The sequence below is a fragment of the Microvirga pakistanensis genome, assembly GCF_004458765.1.
Lineage (GTDB): Bacteria > Pseudomonadota > Alphaproteobacteria > Rhizobiales > Beijerinckiaceae > Microvirga > Microvirga pakistanensis.
Window position 1 is genome coordinate 25,785 of the sequence record NZ_SPJX01000187.1, and the last position, 20,681, is coordinate 46,465.

Below are 20,681 nucleotides of genomic sequence, written 5' to 3' on the forward strand. Positions count from 1 at the left end.
CGATGAGCCTTAAGGGAAAAACACTCTTCATCACCGGCGCCTCGCGGGGCATCGGTCTCGCCATCGGGCTGCGCGCGGCGCAGGACGGCGCGAACGTGGTGATCGCGGCAAAGACCGCCGAGCCGCATCCCAAGCTCCCCGGCACCATCTACACGGCGGCGGAGGAGATCGAGAGGGCAGGCGGCAAGGCCTTGCCGCTCGTCGTCGACGTGCGCGACGAAGAGGCGGTGAAGGGCGCGATCCAGAACGCGGTCGAGACCTTCGGCGGCCTCGACATCGTGGTGAACAACGCCAGCGCCATCAGCCTCACGCCGACGCCCGCGACGGACATGAAGCGCTTCGACCTCATGCACCAGATCAACACGCGCGGAACCTACATGGTCTCGAAATACGCGATCCCGCATCTGGAAAAGGCCGAGAACCCGCACATCCTCATGCTGTCGCCGCCGCTCGACATGAAGGAGAAATGGTTCGCGCCGCATCTTGCCTATTCCATCGCCAAGTACGGCATGAGCCTGTGCGTGCTGGGGCTTGCGGGCGAGCTGCGGGGGAGGGGAATCGCCGTCAACGCGCTGTGGCCGCGCACCACCATCGCGACGAGCGCCGTGAAGAACCTTCTCGGCGGCGACGAGATCGTGCAGGCGAGCCGCACGCCGGAGATCCTGGCCGACGCGGCCCATGCGATCTTCCGCAAACCCTCGCGGAGCTTCTCCGGTCACTTCCTCATCGACGACGTCTTCCTGAGCGGGGAGGGCGCGACGGATTTCGAGAAATACCGGGTCGACCCATCCAGGCCACTGATGCCGGACTTCTTCGTGCCCGACGATGTTCCGCCGCTGTCATCACGGTGAAACGCGCATCGTGCCACCTGCCCGTCATGCCCGGACTTGATCCGGGCATCCACGTCTTTAAACGTTAGCATTGCCTCTGGGGTTGATCCCGGGATGAATCCGAGGATGACCTGGCGGAGCCGGGGCCAGGAAGACCTCGCTTAAAACGGAGATGGGCATGATCGTGATCCATAGGCCTGCACAGGCGGTGCTTCCGGGAGGGGAATCCCTCGACCGTTTCGTGCTGCCTCCGGGAGAATCGATTCCGGAGGATGCCCTTTGGATCGATCTGATCGACCCGACCCGCGAGGAGGACAGGCTCGTCGAGCGCCATCTCAATATCGAGATCCCCACCCGGGAGGAGATGGCGGATATCGAGCCATCGGAAATTCTCTATAACGAGAACAATGCGCGCTACATGACCGCGCGCGTGCTCTGTCATTCGGATTCGGACACGCCGAAATTGATCGACGTCTCCTTCATCCTGACGGAGCGTGCCCTCGTCACCGTGCGTTATGGGGAACCGCGCTCCTTCAGCATGTTCATGGCCCGCGCCGGCAAGCCGGGCGGATGCCGGCACCAGCCGGAAGCCGTGCTCGACGGCCTGATTGAGACGATCATCGACCGAGCCGCCGAAATCCTCGGTACCGTCGGCCAGCGCATCGACCGGCTGTCGCAATCGATCTTCGAGAACGAGAAGAAGGGCACGCGGCGCACCGCCTCCTTCCGCGCCGCGCTGAAATCGATCGGCCGCAAGGGCGACATCATCTCCAACGTGCGCGAGAGCATGGTCTCCGTGGAGCGGCTGCTGCTGTTCCTGTCCGCCACCATGCCGAGGCCGCAGAAATCGCGCGGCTACCAGGCCGAATGGCGCACCGCCCTGCGCGACGTGCAATCCATCGAGGAGCACGCGACCTTCCTGTCCAACAAGGTGCAGTTCCTGCTCGACGCCACGCTCGGCTTCGTCACCATCGAGCAGAACGACGTGACGAAGATCTTCTCGGTGATGTCGGTGATCTTCCTGCCGCCGACCCTCGTGTCATCCATGTACGGGATGAACTTCCGCTACATGCCGGAACTGGAATGGGATCTCGGCTATCCCTGGGCGATCATGCTGATGATCTCGGCGGCGGTGGTGCCGTATCTCGTCTTCCGCTGGAAACGGTGGCTGTAGGAAGGTCCGGCACGAGGCCTTTGCCTGACGAGGAAGTGAAAGAGACAGATCATGTGCGGGCGCTATGCCATCAGCCTTCCTCCCGAGACTTACCGGGAGTTCTACGGCTACCCGGAGCAACCGAACTTTCCTCCGCGCTACAACGTGGCGCCCACCCAGCCCGTGCCCATCGTGCTGGAGGATCGCGGCGAACGGCACTTCATGCTGGTGCGCTGGGGCTTCCTGCCGTCCTGGGTGAAGGACCCGAAGGAGTTCCCGCTCGTCATCAACGCCCGCGGCGAGACCCTGGAGACGAAGCCGACCTTCAAGGCGGCGTTGAAACGAAGGCGGTGCATCTTTCTCGCCGACGGCTTCTATGAGTGGCGGCGCCATGACCGCGAGAAGACGCCCTTCCTGATCCGTCCGCGCTCCCGCAAGCCCATGCCGCTCGCCGGATTGTGGGAGACCTACAGCAGTCCCGACGGGTCCGAGATCGATACCGCCGCTATCGTGACGACGGATGCCAACGGCACGCTCTCCGCCGTGCACGACCGCATGCCGGTGATTCTCTCGGAGGAGGACATCGCCGCATGGCTCGATGTTCGCGACGAGCGCGCGAACGTCATGCGGCTCGTGCGGCCATGCCCCGACGATTGGCTCGAGGTGCTGCCGGTTTCGAGCCGCGTGAACAAGGTCGAGAACGACGATCCCGGGCTGATGGAGCCTCTGGCGCATCCGGAACCCGCTCCGGTGAAGGAAAGCAAGCGCAAGGCGAAGAAGCCGCTCTCCAGCGACGAGGACGACCAGGGAAGCCTGTTCTAAGGTCGTGCCCCGTCAAGGCCGGGCTCGTCCCGGCCATCCACGTCTTCGGAACGGCTGCACCCTCAAGACGCGGATCCCCGGCACAAGGCCGGGGATGACGGAGAGGTTGTGGGAGGCTGCGCAGGGTCGGTGATGACGTGAAGGGGGATGAAGGAATGTCTGAGGAAGTCCCGGCTCACCGCCGCCTCTTCGCCACCTCGCGCCGCAGGATTCCGATGATTTCGAGATGCGGCGAGTGCTTGAACTGATCGACCGGGACGACCCGCTCCAGGCGGTAGCCGCTGCCCATGAGGATGGCGGCGTCGCGGGCGAAGGTGGCGGCATCGCAGGAGACGCTCACCACGAGGGGCACCTTGGAGGCGGCGAGCTGCCTCGCCTGCGCCTCCGCGCCGGCGCGGGGCGGATCGAGCACGACGGCATCGAAGGCATCGAGCTCGGGCGTCAGAAGCGGACGGCGGAAGAGATCGCGCGCCTCGGTGGTGACCCGGCGAAGCCCCGGCGTCGCCCGGAAGGCCCTGTCGAGAGCCGACATCGAGCCCTGATCGTATTCCACCGCATGAACCTCGGACCTTTCCGCGAGGCGCAGGGCGAAGGGGCCGGAGCCGGAAAAGAGGTCGGCCACGCGCTTGGCGCGCCCGCAGGCCTCCGTCACGAAGCGGGCGAGGGTTTCCTCTCCCAGGCGCGTGGCCTGCAGAAACGAGCCTGCGGGCGGCACGACGGATGCGCGTCCCATCACGATGGCGGGCGGGCGGCGCTCCACGATCACGTCCCCATGGATCGACAGGCGCGAGAGATCGAGCTTTTCGGCAAGGCCGATCAGGCTCAGGCGGCTCGCATCCTTCAGGGGTCCGTGCCCGCGCACATCCACATCGAAGCCGGTCGATGTATTGGTGATCTGGACATCGAGCGGCTTGCGGGCGCTTTTGAGATGCTCGCCGATGGCGCGGGCGATCACGGGTGCCCGCTCCTTCAGCACCGGCTCGGCGATGGGGCAGAAGGCGATCTCGACGATCTGGTGGCTGCGGGCCGCCATATAGCCCACATGCATGGCGCGCTCGGGGAAGCGCACATGCAGCGTCACGCGGCGGCGGCCATCGCCATGGGCATCGATCATTCCATCGACGGGAGCCTCGATGCGGGCTTGGCGCAGGGTGCGGGCGAGGATCTCCTGCTTCCAGGTCCGGTAGAAGCCGTGCTTCATGTGCTGTGTCGCGCAGCCGCCGCATTCGTCGAAATAGGGGCAGAACGGCGTTTCCCGCTCGGGCGACGCCGCATCCACGCGAATGAGGTCCGCCCGTGAACCGTCGCGTTCGACGGTGACGGTTTCGCCCGGCAGCGTCTTGGGCACGAAGACGGGACCGGACGCGGATTCCGCGATGCCGTCGGCCTTGGCGCCGAGGCGCTCGATCACAATCTGCTCAGGCACGATGGGCTCCCAACAAGAACTCGCGGTTGCCGTCCCCGCCCTCGATGGGCGAAGGGACGATGCCGTCGACGGAAAATCCGAGCGAGGCGACGAAGGCGCCCATGTCGTCGCACACCGCGCGGTGAACCGCCTCGTCCCGCACGATGCCCTTCTTCACGTGATCGCGCCCCGCCTCGAATTGCGGCTTGACGAGAACGGCCAGCCTCGCGCGCGGTTTCAGCAAAGCGGTCGCGGCCGGCAGCACCAGCTTCAAGGAGATGAAGCTCACATCCGACACGAGGAGATCCGCGGGCTCGGGGATGAGATCGGCCGTGAGCGCGCGCGCGTCGGTGCCCTCGAGATTGGTGACGCGCGGATCCCCCGCCACCGTCGGATGAAGCTGGGAATGGCCGACATCCACCGCGTAGACATGGGCGGCATCGCGCATCAGCAGCACCTGCGTGAAGCCGCCGGTGGAGGCGCCGATATCGAGGCAGATGCAGCCTCGAGGATCGATGTGGAAGGCATCGAGCGCCGCCGCCAGCTTCACGCCGCCGCGGGATACGTAAGGATGCGGCTGCACCGCCGTGATCACCGCATCATTGGCAACCGCGTCGGAGGGTTTCTTCACCACGGCGCCGTTCACCGTGACGAGGCCTGCGGCAATCGCTTCCTGGGCCCGCGCGCGGCTCGTGAAGAAGCCGCGCTCGACGAGCACCATGTCGGCACGCTTGCGGGTCATGAATGCCTCAACGCCAAATGCCTCAACGCCATGTGAATTCAAATCCTCCTCAATTCCGGAACCGGCTCTCGCGGGTAGGCGTATCCGTTCAGCGATCAACCGAACTCATGGGGTTCTCATGCTCAGCCGTCGCCACCTTCTGACCGGCGCCACCCTCCTGGCCGCCAGCGCTGCCATTCCGCGAGCCTGGGCGCAAGCGCCTTCCGGTCCCTTCAAACTCGATCCCCTGCCATATGCCCCCTCCAAGAACGAGCCCCACATCGACGCCCAGACCATGGAGCTCCACCATGGAAAGCACCATGCATCCTACGTCAACAACCTCAACGCCGCTTTGAGCCAGAACGGCGAACTGGCCAGGATGCCGCTCCACGAGATGCTGGCGAAGATCGGCGAGATGCCGGAATCCGTGCGGACCGCCATCCGCAACAACGGCGGCGGGCATGCCAACCACACCATGTTCTGGCGGATCATGGGCGGGTCGGGCGGCGAGCCCTCGGGTGAGCTGAAGAGCGCCATCGACCGGGATCTCGGCGGATTCCAGAAGCTCCAGGCCGATTTCAACACGGCCGGGGAGAAGCAGTTCGGGTCTGGATGGGTGTTCGTGACGGTGAGCCGTGACGGCAGGCTCGGCATCACGTCCAAGCCCAACCAGGATACTCCGCTCATGGACGGACAGATGGTCCTCATGGGCAATGACGTCTGGGAGCATGCCTATTACCTGAAATACCAGAACCGGCGGCCCGATTACCTCAAGGCTTGGTGGAACGTGCTCGACTGGAACCGGATCGGCGAGCGCTATGCCGCCGCGAAGGCCGGGACGCTGGGAATTTGATCCAACGTCATGCGAAGCGGAGACGAGGATCCTTGGCTCTGATTCCTTGGCTTTGATCCTGGAGCGAACCCGGAATCAGCGTGATGGGCAGGGGAGGCAGGTCCAGACCACGGCATCCCCATGCGTCATGACCGGGCCCGTCCCGACCATCCACGTCTTTGATAGCCGCCCCAGAGAAGGCGTGGATGCCCGGCACAAGGCCGGGCATGACGGAGATGGAGGGCCCGAGCGGCGTTAAGCCCGCGCCTGGCGGGTCTCCTCCCGGCCAAGCGCCTCGAAGACCTTGGACACGATGCCCGCCGCATCGAGGCCGGCCTGGGCATACATGCGTTCGGGCTTGTCGTGGTCCTGGTAGAGGTCGGGCAGAACCATCGAGCGCACCTTCACCGTGCCGCGATCGAGCGCTCCCCTGTCGGAGAGAAGCTGCAGCACGAAGGAGCCGAAGCCGCCGATGGAACCTTCCTCGACCGTCACGAGAACTTCGTGGTCACGGGCGAGCCCGAGGATCATCTCCTCGTCGAGGGGCTTGGCGAAACGGGCATCGGCCACGGTCGTGGAGAGCCCGCGGGCTTCCAGCTCCTCCGCCGCCTTCAGGGCCTCCGCGAGGCGGGTGCCGAGGGACAGGAGGGCAATGCGGCTGCCCTGCTTCACGATGCGGCCCTTGCCGATGGCGAGCGGCACGCCCTGCTCCGGCAGGTCGACGCCGACGCCCTCGCCGCGCGGGTAGCGGAACGCGATGGGCCCGTCGTCATGGGCCGCAGCGGTGGCCACCATGTGCATCAGCTCCGCTTCGTCCGCGGCCGCCATCACCACCATGTTCGGCAGGCAGCCCAGATAGGCGATGTCGAAGGAGCCCGCATGGGTCGGGCCGTCCGCGCCCACGAGGCCCGCGCGGTCGAGGGCGAAGCGCACCGGCAGGTTCTGGATGGACACATCGTGCACCACCTGGTCGTAGGCTCTCTGCAGGAAGGTGGAGTAGATCGCGCAGAACGGCTTGTAGCCTTCCGCCGCCATGCCGGCCGCGAAGGTCACGGCGTGCTGCTCGGCGATGCCCACGTCGAAGGTGCGGGTCGGGAATTCCTTCCCGAAGAGGTCGATGCCGGTGCCGGTGGGCATCGCGGCCGTGATGGCCACGATCTTGTCGTCCTGACGCGCCTGCCTGATCAGGCTCTCGCCGAAAACCTTCGTGTAGGAGGGGGCATTGGCCTTGGCCTTCGTCTGAGCTCCGGTCACCACGTCGAAGGTGGCGACCCCGTGGTACTTGTCGGCGGCGGCTTCCGCCGGCGCATAGCCCTTGCCCTTCTGGGTGACCACATGGACCAGGATCGGACCGGTCTCCGAATCGCGGACATTCTTCAGGATCGGCAGCAGGTGATCCAGGTTGTGGCCGTCGATGGGGCCGACATAGTAGAAGCCGAGCTCCTCGAACATGGTGCCGCCGGTCCAGAACCCGCGGGCGAATTCCTCGGCGCGCTGCGCCTTCTCGTAGAGGAATTTCGGCAGCTTCTTGGCCAGCTGCTTGGCGGTCTCGCGGATGCCCCGATAGGTTCCGCCCGAGACGAGCCGCGCCAGATAGGACGACATCGCGCCGGTGGGCGGCGCGATCGACATGTCGTTGTCGTTGAGAATCACGATCAGGCGCGAATGCATGGCGCCGGCGTTGTTCATGGCCTCATAGGCCATGCCCGCCGACATGGCGCCATCGCCGATCACGGCGATCACATTGTTGCGCCTGCCGTCGAGATCGCGCGCGACCGCCATGCCCAGACCGGCCGAGATCGACGTGGAGGTATGGGCCGCGCCGAAGGGGTCGTATTCGCTTTCCGAGCGCTTGGTGAAGCCCGACAGGCCTCCCGCCTGACGCAGGGTCCGGATCCGATCGCGCCTGCCGGTGAGAATCTTGTGAGGATAGGCTTGGTGCCCTACGTCCCAGATCAGTCGATCGCGCGGCGTATCGAAGACGTAATGGAGGGCCACCGTCAGCTCGACCACGCCGAGGCCGGCGCCCAGGTGGCCGCCGGTGACGGAGACGGCGCTGATCGTTTCCGTTCGCAGCTCGTCTGCAACTTGCCTCAGCTGGTTTTCAGGGAGCTGTCGGAGGTTTTCCGGGATCTTAATGGTGTCAAGGAGAGGTGTATGCGTTGCGCTCACGTGGTCACCAGAATGCAGGATTTCCTTCGCCGGGAGCCCCAGCTTGGAAGCGCCGCAAAGGTTGAAAGCACCAAAGCCAGATGATAGACGGCAAGAAACAATATCCCAATTCCCAGGTCGGGGGGAGGATGCCGCTTCCGATGTTCTCCGTCTCTTCTCGACAGACATATGCTGCCGTCTGGCTGCGAAAGCAACTCGTTGATCCGAATTGGTCCAGTTCCATCGGTGCGGCAGCCTTCGTGGTTTTCGTTGCGTCGACCTTTCTCGTTCGGGGCCATGCGGTCCCTGTGGCGATGATCGTCGTCATGACCCTCGTGGCGTTGTCGAGCGGCGTTGCACAGGGGGCGTTCAGGCGGAATGCCTGGCTGTGGCTTTTCGGGATCTTTTTCTCTGCGTGGACGCTCCTCGGGACCGTTGCCGGAGGTCCGGGATACAATATTTCAGACTTTTTCAATCTCGTGCTTCTGGGGGCGTTCTTCCTGTCCCTGAGCCAGGTTTCCCGTGCGTTGAGCACGAGACAAATTTTGTGCATCATCGCGGTCGCCGGTGGGATAAGTGCGTTGGCGTCCATCGTGCTGCACTTTGTCTCATCCGGTGACCTGTTCGATCGCTTGTCTCCCCTCGGACGGGGGCGCAACCCCATTCCCGGTGCCGGAGGACTTGCGGTCGCGCTGATTGCATTTGCGGCACTCTGGCTGGAGCGTGCGCCCGGACGCCGGATCGAAGCGCTTCACGTGGCCCTGGCTTTTATGCTCCTCGTCGCCTTGGCCTGGACGCAGAGCCGCGCTCCGATCCTTTCGCTCTGCCTGGCGCTGCCGCTGGCTTGGTGGCTCGAGAAGAGGGGCGGGACGACCGCCGTGCTCGTCGCCTGCGGTGGCGTTTGGCTCTTCATTACTGGCCTCGGCCTCTTGGAGCCCGTCATCAAGGCCATGGTCTGCAAGGGCGATGCCAACTGGTGCCGCCCTGCGCTTCGAACCGAGATCTGGGGTTGGGTGCGTGACCAGATCCTTCTCCATCCAGCGCTGGGAACCGGCCCGAGCTTCCGCTTCCAGAAGGTCTGGATGAGCCATCCCCATAACGGCATTTTCGGAATTGCCATGTATTACGGCCTTCCGGCGCTCGTGGCATTCGGAGCCATGATCGGCTTCTACGCCCGGGAATTGACACGGCTGGGGGACCGGTCATTGCGCTACTTCGGGCTGGCGTCCATCGTCTTCTCATTCGGCTATATGGGAACGGATTTGTCCAATCCTTTTGCCTTCTTCAACATGCATTATCTCTTTCTCTGGCTGCCGTGCCTTCTCGTTCTGGCATCGAAGGAGGCCGGGGCCCGGGGTGAGGAAAAGGCTGCTCTGGGGGGCTCCGACGAGCTTCGGCGGATCTGACGGCCCGTCATGGCAAGGCATCACTCGGCCCTTCACCGCACGTTCGATCCCAAGCCCATCGCCTTCAAGGTGATGAAAGGGTTGACCGGCTCTCACCCAGGGCTCCGGAAGGCCATGTCCTTCTTCCCGGATTTCGGGTGGCCTGACGCCGCGAAGGTGGATCTGCGGGAAGACAGCATCCGCGCCTTCAACCTCGCCCAGGAGCGTTACCGTCGGCAGCGCGCCTTCGTCGCGTCATGCGACGTGGACGTGATGAACCCGCATTGCCGGTTCACGGACCCGGATTCGGCCCATCGGGTGATCGCCCTCATCGCGGACGTGCTGATCCCGGGCCATACGATAACGGCGGTCGATCCGGATTCCGGGCGGCAGATCGCCTACGACACGACAGCCGACAGCAACTGGCACTTCTCGTATCCGGCGCCCGCCGCGCTCCGGACCCGAAGGGTCGGAGGAGTGGTCGCAGCGATCCCGCCCTACAAGCATTACGGTCACCTGCTCACCGACGTGCTGATGCCTCTGGCCTATGGGTTGCAGCGCGGGGTGCTCGCGCCCGGCGAGACGCTGACCATCGTGACCGCGCGTTCGGTCAATCCGTTGGTGCAGAGCTTCCTCGAGGGGCTACGGCGCATCGGTCTTCCCGTGAACCATCTGAAGCTTGCTCCCTGGGAGCGGGTTCGGGCCGAGCGCTATCTCTATGCGCGCAGCCATTGCTGCAACCTCGAACGGGTGTTCGCAACGCCGGAAGCGCTGGAATACGCCCGCTCCATCTTCCAGGCCGCCTACGCGGACCGGAGGTTGCCGGAGGCTGAGCGCCGGATCTATCTGACCCGTGGCGAGACGCGGCTGCGCCGGGTGGAAGGTGAGGCCGAACTGATCGGGGGGCTTCGCGGGCGAGGGTTCAGGATCGTCGAGGCCTCCTGGTCCAACCACCACGAGCAGATTCACTGGTTCGGCGAAGCAAAGACCGTCATGGCCGTTCATGGCGCCGGCCTCGCCAACATTCTCTGGGCGCGTCGCGAGCCGCTCCTCATCGAGCTGATGGCCCAGAATGCCCGCAAGAGCACCGGCCTTCACTGGGCCGCCGAGGTCGGGGCGGATTACGAGCCCGTCACCGGCGGGCCCGAGGGACCGAGGCAGGCCTTCAGCATCGATCCCGCAGCGGTTCTGCGGGAAGTCGATGCGATTCTCGAGAAGAATCCCGGCCGTTAGGGGCCGTTCCTAAGGAACTAGGCCTCGACGTCCAGCGGCGCCGCGCCGGAGGCGGCGCCGTCCGGGCCGATGGTGATCTTCTCGATCCGGGCCTCGGCCTTCTTCAGAAGCTGCTCGCAATGCTTCTTGAGGGCCTCGCCACGCTCGTAGATGGCGATCGAATCCTCGAGCGGCACATCGCCGCGCTCAAGACGCCGCACGATCTCCTCCAGTTCGGCCAGGGCCTTCTCGAAGGGGAGGGTCTTGATGGAAGGGGTGTCGGTCATGCAGCTATCCGTCAAAAATCGTTGTTGGGCCGCTCCTTCTCTCAAGAGGTCGCGGCATTGCCCGGCTGGCGGACGAGGAATCTCTGATAAACGAGGCCGATGCCGATGAGAACAAGCCCGAGGCCAATAAAGGACAGGGCTCGCATCACGCCCTCCAGGTTGGACAGGTCGATGATGAACACCTTCACGACGGCGAGCACAAGATAAACCGCCGAGGCGATGCGCGCAAAGCGGTTGTCGCGCAGGATCCCGAGGCCGAGGAGCGCGATGCCGATGACGAGGAGCGCCACCGAGTAGCTCCACTGCTCGCCCTGGGTGAAGCCGCGCCAGAAGATGCCTACCCTGGGGCCTTGGAAGATTCGTCGGATCTCCATCGCCACGTAGGCCCATTGCAGCACCAAGCTCAGGATGGCCGAAGCGACGGCATAGGAAGCGGGCCGCGTATTCCGCTCCACAGAGGCCAAGCCAGCCGCCAGGATCGAGGGCAGAAGATAGGCCGCGATCAGACTGTTGAAGAGTGTCCCGCCCACGATCGTGTCATTGGTCAGAAGCGGGTTCTCGAGCACGAGCAGTCCGCCGGCGGCCAGAAGGAACGAGGCGAGCTTGAAGATCAGAGCCCCCCAGCGATAGACCGGATCGGGACGGCGGATATCCATCCGGGTCAGCAGGATCGAGAAAGCGAGGCTTTCTGTCGCAACCAGTCCCGCCTCCAGGAGATGGAGGTCAGCCGCCAGGGGATTGCTCACATGAAGGGCATGGCGGATCTCGAAGAAGACCAGGAAGGCCGCAAAGACGATGCTCAGGCTCTCGGCGAGCTGGACGATCCTGTCGCGGCCCATCCGCTCCAGAAGGCGGCTCGCCAGCCAGAACGAGACGGCGGGAACGCCATAGCCCCAGAGAAGCCAATTGAAGAGCACCGGCCCTGGATCGCCACCCACGATGGTCGGGTCCCAGACCAGGCGGCCGAGCACGACGAGGCCGATGGCGCCCACCGCGTAGCGCAGGGCCGGAATGGCGATGCGGTTCGCGACCCAGGCCGTTCCCAGAGCCGCAAGCGCGAAGGCGACCGTCAGCATACCCTTTTCGAGGGCGAAGGTCAGGCCGAGCGCGGCCGCCGCCAAAGCCGCCGAAGCGGTGGTCCCCACCCCGAGACGGATGGCCGCGTCCTCCTCCACTCCGCCACGGCGCATCAGCCATTGCGCGGCGAGGACGAAGCCCAGGGCCAGGAGGCCCGCCGCCAGGGCGAAGGAGAGGCTGCGCTCGAACGCGGTCACGCGCCAATAGGCGGCGATCAGGGCCAGGAGCGGTCCCGCGCCAGCGGCACCGGCGTACCAGGCGGCAACCGGCAGGCGTAAGGATCGCGAGCGCGCGAGCCGCAGCAGTGAGGCTCCCGCGATCACCGATGGCAGGAGAGCCGCCAGAACCAAATAGGTGCTGAGCGCATGGGGCCGGACGGCGAAAGCATCCCCGTTCTGGTAGAACAGGCTTTCGGGGCCATCCCCGATCTCGGCCGCGAGGGGCCAAACCAGGAGCGCGCCCACCGCCAGGACGGCGCTGCCGGCCGCCGCCGCCGCGACATTGGCGACGCGCACGCCCGCGGCGAGCAGGATCAACGCCATGGCGGCCACGAAGACCGGCCTTCCGTCGCCCGTGGCGACGGCGCCTGTCACCACGATCCCAGCCAGGGCGAAGGCCAAGAGCGCCATGCTCGCGCCTCCGTCGAGCCGCGCCTCGGGATCGGGCACATGGCGATAGGGATCGAGGGCGAGAAAGAACGCCGCGAAGCCGGCCTGAAGCACCAGATGCACCATGGACGGTAGCGCATTCGCTTCGTCGATGAAGAAAATCGGCACTGTCCACAGGAGCACGCCAGCCGCCGCCGCGAGGGCCAGCCAGCGCCAGAGCCTGAGCCGAGCGACGCCATAGGCGGGCAGGACCACGAAGGCGAGATAGACGACGAGCGCCCAGGGCTGGGGCCGATCCGAGGACACGAGGAGGGGGCTTCCCATGGCGCCGAGCAGGCCAAGAGCCGCCAGGATCGGACCATGGAGGGTCGAGGCCACCATGGCCATCACGGCGATGAGACCGAGCAGCACGAAGGTCGTGCCGGGGCCGATCAGGCCATAGAGGGCATAGGCGGCATAGGCCGAGGCGAAGGCCGTGCAGGTGCCGGCGGCCGTGAGGATGCTCGGCACATGGGCGCTCGGAATGCCCGGCAGGCGGAGGCTGCGCTCGCGTCGGCGCATCCATTCGCCCGCGCCGGCGAGGGCGAGCGCAAAGAGGATTCCGAGCGCGATGCGGGTCCGGGGATCGAGCAGGTTCTGCTCGATGGAATAGCGGACGAGAAAGACGCCGCCCAGCGCCAGGGCCACGCCGCCCACCCACACGGCCCAGCGCGAGCCGAGCGTTTCCTCGAAGCCCTTGCCGGGCGGGTTTGGGTCGGCCGCCCTGGGGGGAACCGGCGGAACGGAGGTTGGCCGGGGCTCTGAGAGTTCGGGGAGCGCAGTGTCCGCCTCCTGTGCCGGCACCGGCTCCGCGGCGCGCGAGGGACCGGGTTCCGGAACGGCCTCGGGAGGTGCCTGCGCATTCCGCATGTCCGTTTCGAACCGGTCGAGACGCAGCTGGAGATTGCGGAGCTCCCGCCGCGAGCGCAGGGCAAGCACGAGGCCGACGATGGCCACGATGGGACCGCCGATCCCAGCGACGATCGACAGGAGAATGCCAAAGCCGATGAGCACGTCGTCCACGAAGAGCCCCTTCCTCGTTCACGGGCGGGGCCCCTCGTCCAGCGCGTGGAATCGCGTCAGCCCCCGTTAAGCTGTAACATGAAGGGCGTGCCCTCCATAGCCTCCGCCCCCCGGCCGATGGCCCGGATGGCGTCCACCATGCGGCCCCCTCGGCCCAGGAGGTCGTCGGCAAGGGCCACGAAGCGCGCGTTCGGCGTGGCGGACGGAGCGGCCTCGCGCAGGGCGCGGGCGATCGCGACTTCGTCCCGCTCGGGAGCAAGGGCGCAGGCGGCGATGTAGGCGCCGGCCGTCGAGCGGCTGATGCCCGCCCAGCAATGGAGGAGCAGGGGACTCCCGCGATCCCAGGCGCGCACGAAGGCGAGAAGCTGCTCCATGTGCTCCGGGCCGGCCAGCACATAGCCTTCCATCGGCTCCAGGATGTCGTTGACGCTGATGACGAGGTGGCGGTCCGGCGCGATCGATGCCGGCCGCTCGATCGTCGCGCCCCCGCCCATGAGGCTCACCATGTGGCTCGGGCCGATGGTCGCAATGGTCTCGTTCAGGCGGGAGAGCGGGCAGACATGGAGCGTCGGCATGGGGTCAGGCCGTAACGGCGAGAACACGGGCCCGGAAGCGCTCTTCCGCCTCGGACACGGGCCATGGCTCGAGGAGCGCATGGACGCTGCGGGGCAGGGGTTCCGGCCGCCCGAAGAACTTGATGGCTTCGTCGCGCGCGAAACCGGCGAGCTGCGTCGCCTCGAGATAGGCGGCCTGCCGGTCCGCCTGCTTGATGAAGCGCTTCAGGGCCGCGCCGGGTGCGGCGGGCAACCCGAAATGGAGATGGATCGCCCCGAGCAGTCCCGCCTCGATGGTCTTGTAGGCATCGCCGATCACCGCCTTGAAAGGCGAGATGATGTCGCCGATCACGTATTCCGGCGCATCGTGCAGGAGGACGGCGAGGCGCGTCGAACGCTGCATGTCCGGATCGAGGTGATCGGCGATCGCTTCGACGAGCAGACTGTGCTGCGCCACGGAGAAAATGTGGTCGCCGACGGTCTGGCCGTTCCAGCGCGCAACACGCGCGAGGCCGTGCGCGATGTCGTCGAGCTCCACATCGAGGGGCGAGGGATCGAGCAGGTTGAGGCGGCGGCCCGAGAGCATCCGCTGCCAGACGCGAGGTTCCTTCGCCATTCAGCGTTTCTCGGCGAGGGCGGCGCATTCCGCGTGGCGGTAGCAGCCGACGAGATGATCGTTCACCATGCCCACCGCCTGCATGAAGGCATAGACGATGGTGGGTCCGACGAAATTGAAGCCTTCCGCCTTCAGGGCCTTCGAGATGCGCCGCGACACATCCGTTTCCGCCGGGACGTCGCTGCGGCTCTTCAGGTTGTTCTGGACCGGCCGGCCGTCGACGTAATTCCACAGAAAGTTCGAGAAGCCGCCGCGTTCCTGAAGGGCAAGCCATGCCCGCGCGCCCGCGATCGTTGCCTCGATCTTGGCGCGATTGCGCACGATTCCCTTGTCGAGCATCAGAGCCTCGACATGCGACTGGTCGAAGCGGGCGATCACGGCAGGGTCGAAGCCCGCGAAGGCCGTGCGGAAACTCTCGCGCTTGCGCAGGATCGTGATCCACGACAACCCGGCCTGGAAGCCGTCGAGAATGAGCTTCTCAAAGAGAGCCCGGTCGTCGAACTCGGGCACGCCCCATTCGGTGTCGTGATAGGCGACGTAGAAAGGATCCGTGCCGGGCCACCAGCAGCGGTGCTTGTCGTCGGGGTGCAGGATCAGTCCTTCGGTCATGGGGCAAGGTGTAGCTGGCTTGATCGGGAACGGAAAGAGCCTTGCGGAGGCTGCGCGGCGAATGGTCGAACAAGATCGATCCACGTCCTGTCACGCGCCAATTCCAGAAGACGTGGGTGGCCGGGACTGATCCCCGGATCAAGTCCGGGACGGCCATGACGTGCTGCCGTCGCGGAAAATCCGCTCTCGATCCTTGCCCTCAATCCCACTTCGTAGGAGGAGGGGAGGCAGGAGCACCCTGCGCTTCCACCAGGGCGGCCATCTGCCGGTCGTCGTCGGTTGCGGATTCGCGCAGGCCCGCCGCGACGCCCCTGCGGTCGGCCTCCGGCCGGTTCTGGCTCACCTTCCACTTGCCTTCGATCCGCGCGATCTCGATCTCGACGCCCACGATGCCCTTCATCTGCGCGGTGAGGAAATCGGGCGGCGCATCGCCGACGGTCCAGGGCTCCGGCCGGGCCGCTTCGTGGGTCGCTGTGAGGCGCGTCACCTGCGTCAGGAGCCATGCCGGATCCTCGATGATCCGCATGGGCCCGCGGGCCTGCACGATGGCGTAGTTCCAGGTGGGCACGACCTTGCCGTGCTGGCGCTTGGATTCGTACCAGGACGGGGTGATATAGGTTTCCGTGCCCTGAAAGACCACGAGCGCTTCCTGCGCGGGGTCGACATCGCGCCATTGCGGATTGGCGCGGGAGAGATGCGCGCGCAGGGTGCCCTGCGGCGAGGCCGATTCATCCAGGGTAAAGGGGATGGGATTGGCGACGAGCCCTGTTGTCCCTACCGTCACGAGAAGCCCGAGCGGATGCGCCCGGATGAGCGCGTGCTGGATGTCCAGGCGGTCTTCGCGAAAGTGCGGCGGCTGATACATGGCATTCCAATCCCAATGCGATTGGAATGCTAATCGCAAGCCACCGGCCGGGACCAATGAAAATTCACGATCCTGGCCATCACGGCCATCGATGGACGCTCAGGAGCCGACCCGCAGGGCGCGCAGCTTGTCGGCCAGCTCCGTCCAGCGATAGGGTTTGCTGATGAAGGATACTCCTTCCTCGAACCCTTCCGACGGCAGGGCCGACATGGGGTAGCCGGAGGCGAGCAGAACCTTGATGCCCGGCCGCAGCTCCCGCGCCTTGCGGGAGAGTTCGACGCCGTTCATGCCGTTGGGCATGACCACGTCGCTGAACAGCACATGGACGGGCACGTCCTGTTCCAGCACGGCGACCGCCTGCGTGGCGTCGGACGCCGTCAGCACGTCGTAGCCGAGGCTGTCGAAGATCTCCGTCGCCACGTCCAGAACCGCGGGCTCGTCCTCGACGATCAGCACGGTTCCGGCCGTGTCTCGGGCCGGCCGGCCGCCGGCTGCGGAATCCTCCTCGCCGGACTCGTGCTGGCCATCACCGTGGGCCGGAAGCAGCATGGTGATGGTCGTGCCCTTGCCCAGCTCGCTGTCCACTTCGATATGCCCGCCCGATTGCGTGATGAAGCCATAGACTTGGCTCAGGCCGAGACCCGTGCCCTTGCCGACCTCCTTCGTGGTGAAGAAGGGCTCGAAGACGCGGCTGACGACATCCTTGGGCATGCCGACGCCCGTGTCCCGCACAGTCAGGGACACGTAGGAACCTGCTGGAATGTTCAAGGTTGCGGCGCGCTGCTCATTCACGATGGTCTCACCGAGGATGATCGTCAGATCGCCTCCATCCGGCATCGCGTCACGGGCATTGACGACGAGGTTGAGGAGAGCGGCCTCGAACTGCGCGGCATCCACGTTGATCGTGCTGATGCGGGAGGGAAGGGAGAGGCTCAGCCTCACCGTCTCGCCACAGGCACGGCGCAGGACGGTCTCGAAGCCCTCGATGAGCGTGTTCGGAACGTGCAGCGCCGGCTGGAGCGGCTGGCGACGCGAGAAGGCCAGAAGCTGCTGGGTCAGCTTAGCGCCCCTCTCGGCGGCGCGCTGCGCACTCTCGATGAGGCGGGTCTCGCGGGCGCCGGTCACGTTGCGGGTCAAGAGATCCAGGTTGTTGACGATGATCGTCAGAAGGTTGTTGAAGTCGTGCGCGATGCCGCCGGTCAATTGCCCGACGGTCTCCATCTTCTGCGACTGGAACAAGGCAGCCTGAGCCTGCGCCAACGCCTCCTGCGCGTTGCGGCGCTCGGTGATGTCGCGGGTGATCTTGGCAAAGCCGATCAGCCTCTTCTGATCGTTGTAGATCGGATCGATGACGACGCTGGCCCAGAAGCGCGTGCCGTCCTTGCGCACGCGCCAGCCCTCGGCCTCGAACTTGCCTTCGCGCGCCGCGGTCTCGAGCGCCCGCCGCGGCAGCCCTGTGGCGCGGTCCTCGTCGGTGTAGAAGCGCGAGAAATGCTGGCCTCGGATCTCGTCCTCGGTATAGCCCTTGATCCGTTGCGCGCCCGGGTTCCAATTCGACACGTGGCCTTGGGGATCGAGCATGTAGATGGCATAATCCGTGACGCCCTGCACCAGCAGGCGGAAGCGCTCCTCGCTCTCCCGCAATGCGTCCTCGGCCTTGCGGCGCTCGGTGAGGTCGCGGGTGATCTTGGCATAGCCGAGAAGATTGCCTTCGCCGTCCCAGATCGGATCGACCACCACATGGGCCCAGAAGCGCGTGCCGTCCTTACGCACGCGCCAGCCCTCGGCCTCGAACTTGCCTTCGCGCGCCGCGGTCTCGAGCACGCGCTGCGGCAGCCCTGTGGCGCGGTCCTCGTCGGTGTAGAAGCGCGAGAAATGCTCTCCGATAATTTCGCTTTCGATATAACCTTTAAAGCGCTGCGCTCCGGGGTTCCAACTTGCGATAATGCCGTTCGGATCGAGCATATAGATGGCGTAATCCGTGACCGAGTCGACAAGAAGCTGAAAACGTTCCTTGTCCTGCGCCATCGGTCGCGCTTGTACAGCAATCATTGAGAAACCCTTGGAAAGGCCGTCTTCGCACATGGCTTACGGTACGTAAGAGGCCCGTTCGCGGCTAACGCAGTTTGATCGATCCGGTTCCCGGAATAGAACCCTAGCCCGGCTCTGCTCCCAATGGAGTAACACCTTCTCCTGGGTAAGGAAAGTTCACCCAGCGCGGTTTCGCCAGGCGAACGGGGATCCCTCCCGCCAGGATGGTCTGTCCGGCCGCCAGGGCGTCGGCGGCGCGATCGAGGCGAATCATCAGGAGGCCCCGCCCGTCGATTCCGGTGCCGGTCTTGCCGAGCGTCTTGTCGCCTGCCGTCACCTCGACGCCGACATCGGCGGCAAGCCCTCCCTCATAGACGGCGGGCACGATGCGCGTGCGCGCGGTTCCGCGATGCTGCATGCGGGACACGACCTCCTGGCCCACATAGCAGCCCTTGTCGAAATCGACCCCGTGCAGCTGGTCCATCAGCGCCTCGTGCGGGAAGGCGTCTCCGAACAGGAAGTCGCGGCCGCCCTCGGGAACGCCGAGAGCGATGCGGTGAGCCTGATAGGCTTCGGCGGGAGCGGTGGCGAACTCCGCCGCGTCCTCGGCCGCCACGATGGCGCGCCAGCCGAGGTCCGGCAGGCGAGGGTCCTCCGCCACGAGGCCGACCTCGTCGTCCGGCTTCGGTTCGCTCCAGCCCGCCACAACGGCCATGGCTTCCGACAGGTCGTCGATCGTGACCTTGGACCTGAGCCTATAAAACCCGAGCCGTTTGGCGAGATCGGGAGCGAAGACCTTGAAGGTGTCGAGATAATACCCGCCGCCGATCTCCTCGGGGGCCTGGAACACGATGAAATCGAACAGGATCTTGCCCTGGGGCGAAAGCAATGCCCCGAGGCGCGCGGTGTGCGCGGACACACGGTCCAGATCGCAGGTCACGAGGCCGTCGAGAAAACTCTTGGCGTCCGCGCCCGAAACCCTTACCACGCCACGGTCGGCTAGATGGACTGACGGCATGTCCCGCTCCAGTTGCTCTTCACGATAGCCGTGACATATGCCCCCTTCGCACCAGCCTCAAGGGAAGAGATCGCCATGCCCCAAACCTTCGACCTGATCCTGAAAGGCGGCATCGTCGTCAATCACGACGGACGCGTCGAGCGCGACATCGGCGTGCGGGCCGGCACCGTCGCGGCGATCGGGGATCTTTCGCAGGCGTCCGCAGGGCGGGTGATCGAGTGCCGCGGCCTGCACATCCTGCCCGGGATCATCGACACGCAGGTGCATTTCCGCGAACCCGGCCTCGACCACAAGGAGGATCTGGAAACGGGCTCGCGCGCGGCCGTGATGGGCGGCGTGACGGCGGTCTTCGAGATGCCCAACACCGACCCGCAGACCACGACGCCCGAGACGCTCGCCGACAAGGTGCGGCGCGGCCATCATCGCATGCATTGCGACTTCGCCTTCTGGGTCGGCGGCACGCACGAGAACGCGATGGACGTCGCGGAGCTGGAGCGCCTGCCGGGAGCCGCCGGCATCAAGGTGTTCATGGGCTCCTCCACCGGCTCCCTGCTCGTGGAGGACGACGAGGGCATCGCCGGAATCCTGCGCAACACCCGCCGCCGCGCCGCCTTCCATTCGGAGGACGAGGCGATGCTGCGCGCGCGCAAGGATCTGCGCGTCGAGAACGATCCGCGCTCGCATCCGGTCTGGCGCTCGGCGGAGGTGGCGCTCGCCTGCACGCAGCGCCTCGTGCGCATCTCCCGGCAGACCGGCGCGCGCATCCACGTGCTCCACGTCACCACGGCGGAGGAGATGGCGCTCCTGAAGCAGCACAAGGACCTCGTCTCCGTGGAGGTCACGCCCCATCACCTGACGCTGGTGGGCCCGGATGATTACGAGCGCCTCGGCACCTACATCCAGATGAACCCGCCCGTGCGCGACGAAGTGCATCGCGCTGCGCTCTGGCAGGGGCTCGACGAGGGCGTCGCCGATATTCTCGGTTCCGATCACGCGCCGCATACCCGCGAGGAGAAGGACAAGGCCTATCCCAACACGCCTTCCGGCATGACGGGCGTGCAGACGCTCGTGCCGATCATGCTCGACCACGTGAATGCGAGCAGGATCACGCTGGAGCGCTTCGTCGACATGACGAGCGCGGGCCCCAAGCGCCTCTTCGGCATCGCCCGGAAAGGGCGCATCGCGGTGGGCTACGACGCGGATTTCACGGTGGTCGATCTGAAGCGCACCGAAACCATCACCAACGACTGGATCGCCTCCAAGTGCGGCTGGACGCCCTACGACGGCAGGAAGGTCACCGGCTGGCCCATCGGCACCGTCGTGCGCGGGCACGTGGTGATGTGGGACGGCGGCCTCGAGACGCCGTCGCAGGGCGAGGTGGTGCGATTCGAGGAGACGCTGCGCCCTTAAGGGCGCAGCGAGGTCACGGATGTCCGCTCTTCG

18 protein-coding genes are annotated in these 20,681 nt (G+C 65.7%); 7 read left to right on the forward strand and 11 right to left on the reverse strand.

What is annotated here, in order from left to right; genetic code table 11:
- Positions 1 to 2 precede the first annotated feature (2 nt).
- The 3 genes from E4K09_RS11915 to E4K09_RS11925 all read left to right on the forward strand — a co-directional run bounded on the left by E4K09_RS11915 (position 3) and on the right by E4K09_RS11925 (position 2,805).
- The gene (locus E4K09_RS11915) at positions 3 to 851 is read left to right on the forward strand and encodes an SDR family oxidoreductase (RefSeq protein WP_134497225.1); all 849 of its coding nucleotides are present in this window, start codon (positions 3 to 5) and stop codon (positions 849 to 851) included.
- 157 nt (positions 852 to 1,008) lie between these two features.
- Positions 1,009 to 2,004, forward strand: a complete 996-nt coding sequence (locus tag E4K09_RS11920) for a magnesium transporter CorA family protein (RefSeq protein ID WP_134497227.1) — start codon at positions 1,009 to 1,011, stop codon at positions 2,002 to 2,004.
- 51 nt (positions 2,005 to 2,055) lie between these two features.
- On the forward strand, positions 2,056 to 2,805 hold the full coding sequence (locus tag E4K09_RS11925; RefSeq protein WP_134497229.1) for an SOS response-associated peptidase: 750 nt from the start codon (positions 2,056 to 2,058) through the stop codon (positions 2,803 to 2,805).
- 175 nt (positions 2,806 to 2,980) lie between these two features.
- Here the strand turns inward: E4K09_RS11925 and E4K09_RS11930 are convergent, their stop codons facing one another.
- Both E4K09_RS11930 and E4K09_RS11935 read right to left on the reverse strand, forming a co-directional pair.
- Complete coding sequence (locus tag E4K09_RS11930; RefSeq protein ID WP_134497231.1) at positions 2,981 to 4,231, reverse strand: class I SAM-dependent RNA methyltransferase; 1,251 nt, start codon at positions 4,229 to 4,231, stop codon at positions 2,981 to 2,983.
- Positions 4,224 to 4,952 carry a TlyA family RNA methyltransferase gene (locus E4K09_RS11935; protein ID WP_134497233.1) on the reverse strand — a complete coding sequence of 243 codons (729 nt, stop codon included), beginning with the start codon at positions 4,950 to 4,952 and terminating at the stop codon, positions 4,224 to 4,226. Before E4K09_RS11935 ends, E4K09_RS11930 begins: the two co-directional genes overlap by 8 nt.
- A 118-nt stretch (positions 4,953 to 5,070) precedes the next feature.
- Between E4K09_RS11935 and E4K09_RS11940 the strand changes: the two genes are divergently transcribed.
- Positions 5,071 to 5,784, forward strand: coding sequence for a superoxide dismutase (locus E4K09_RS11940; protein ID WP_134497235.1), 714 nt, complete (start codon positions 5,071 to 5,073; stop codon positions 5,782 to 5,784).
- Positions 5,785 to 6,018: 234 nt separating this feature from the next.
- Here the strand turns inward: E4K09_RS11940 and dxs are convergent, their stop codons facing one another.
- Positions 6,019 to 7,935 carry a 1-deoxy-D-xylulose-5-phosphate synthase gene (dxs, locus tag E4K09_RS11950; RefSeq protein WP_134497239.1) on the reverse strand — a complete coding sequence of 639 codons (1,917 nt, stop codon included), beginning with the start codon at positions 7,933 to 7,935 and terminating at the stop codon, positions 6,019 to 6,021.
- A 140-nt stretch (positions 7,936 to 8,075) separates the two neighbouring features.
- On the opposite strand from dxs, the gene E4K09_RS11955 reads away from it, so the two are divergent.
- Both E4K09_RS11955 and E4K09_RS11960 read left to right on the forward strand, forming a co-directional pair.
- Complete coding sequence (locus E4K09_RS11955; RefSeq protein ID WP_166802276.1) at positions 8,076 to 9,320, forward strand: O-antigen ligase family protein; 1,245 nt, start codon at positions 8,076 to 8,078, stop codon at positions 9,318 to 9,320.
- A 9-nt stretch (positions 9,321 to 9,329) separates the two neighbouring features.
- Positions 9,330 to 10,532: a glycosyltransferase family 61 protein gene (locus E4K09_RS11960; RefSeq protein ID WP_134497243.1), complete on the forward strand. Its 1,203-nt coding sequence runs from the start codon at positions 9,330 to 9,332 to the stop codon at positions 10,530 to 10,532.
- A 17-nt stretch (positions 10,533 to 10,549) separates the two neighbouring features.
- On the opposite strand, the gene E4K09_RS11965 is transcribed toward E4K09_RS11960, so the two are convergent.
- The 8 genes from E4K09_RS11965 to ygfZ form a co-directional block, all read right to left on the reverse strand.
- Positions 10,550 to 10,798 (reverse strand): exodeoxyribonuclease VII small subunit, encoded by a 249-nt coding sequence (locus tag E4K09_RS11965; protein ID WP_134497245.1) that lies wholly within the window; start codon positions 10,796 to 10,798, stop codon positions 10,550 to 10,552.
- A 41-nt stretch (positions 10,799 to 10,839) separates the two neighbouring features.
- Positions 10,840 to 13,545, reverse strand: coding sequence for a DUF2339 domain-containing protein (locus E4K09_RS11970; RefSeq protein WP_134497247.1), 2,706 nt, complete (start codon positions 13,543 to 13,545; stop codon positions 10,840 to 10,842).
- Positions 13,546 to 13,601: 56 nt separating this feature from the next.
- Complete coding sequence (locus E4K09_RS11975) at positions 13,602 to 14,120, reverse strand: tyrosine phosphatase family protein (protein WP_134497248.1); 519 nt, start codon at positions 14,118 to 14,120, stop codon at positions 13,602 to 13,604.
- Between the two features lie 4 nt (positions 14,121 to 14,124).
- On the reverse strand, positions 14,125 to 14,715 hold the full coding sequence (locus tag E4K09_RS11980; RefSeq protein ID WP_134497250.1) for a YfbR-like 5'-deoxynucleotidase: 591 nt from the start codon (positions 14,713 to 14,715) through the stop codon (positions 14,125 to 14,127).
- Entirely contained in the window at positions 14,716 to 15,324 is a 609-nt protein-coding gene (locus E4K09_RS11985; RefSeq protein WP_134497252.1) for a DNA-3-methyladenine glycosylase I, read from the reverse strand.
- Positions 15,325 to 15,523: 199 nt separating this feature from the next.
- Entirely contained in the window at positions 15,524 to 16,189 is a 666-nt protein-coding gene (locus tag E4K09_RS11990) for an FMN-binding negative transcriptional regulator (protein WP_134497254.1), read from the reverse strand.
- A gap of 99 nt (positions 16,190 to 16,288) precedes the next feature.
- A complete protein-coding gene (locus E4K09_RS11995; RefSeq protein WP_134497257.1) occupies positions 16,289 to 18,241 on the reverse strand; it encodes a hybrid sensor histidine kinase/response regulator in 1,953 nt (650 codons plus the stop codon).
- A 103-nt stretch (positions 18,242 to 18,344) separates the two neighbouring features.
- Positions 18,345 to 19,238 (reverse strand): CAF17-like 4Fe-4S cluster assembly/insertion protein YgfZ, encoded by an 894-nt coding sequence (gene ygfZ, locus E4K09_RS12000; protein WP_134497259.1) that lies wholly within the window; start codon positions 19,236 to 19,238, stop codon positions 18,345 to 18,347.
- Between the two features lie 75 nt (positions 19,239 to 19,313).
- Between ygfZ and E4K09_RS12005 the strand changes: the two genes are divergently transcribed.
- The gene (locus E4K09_RS12005) at positions 19,314 to 20,648 is read left to right on the forward strand and encodes a dihydroorotase (protein WP_134497261.1); all 1,335 of its coding nucleotides are present in this window, start codon (positions 19,314 to 19,316) and stop codon (positions 20,646 to 20,648) included.
- The last annotated feature ends 33 nt before the right edge of the window (positions 20,649 to 20,681 follow it).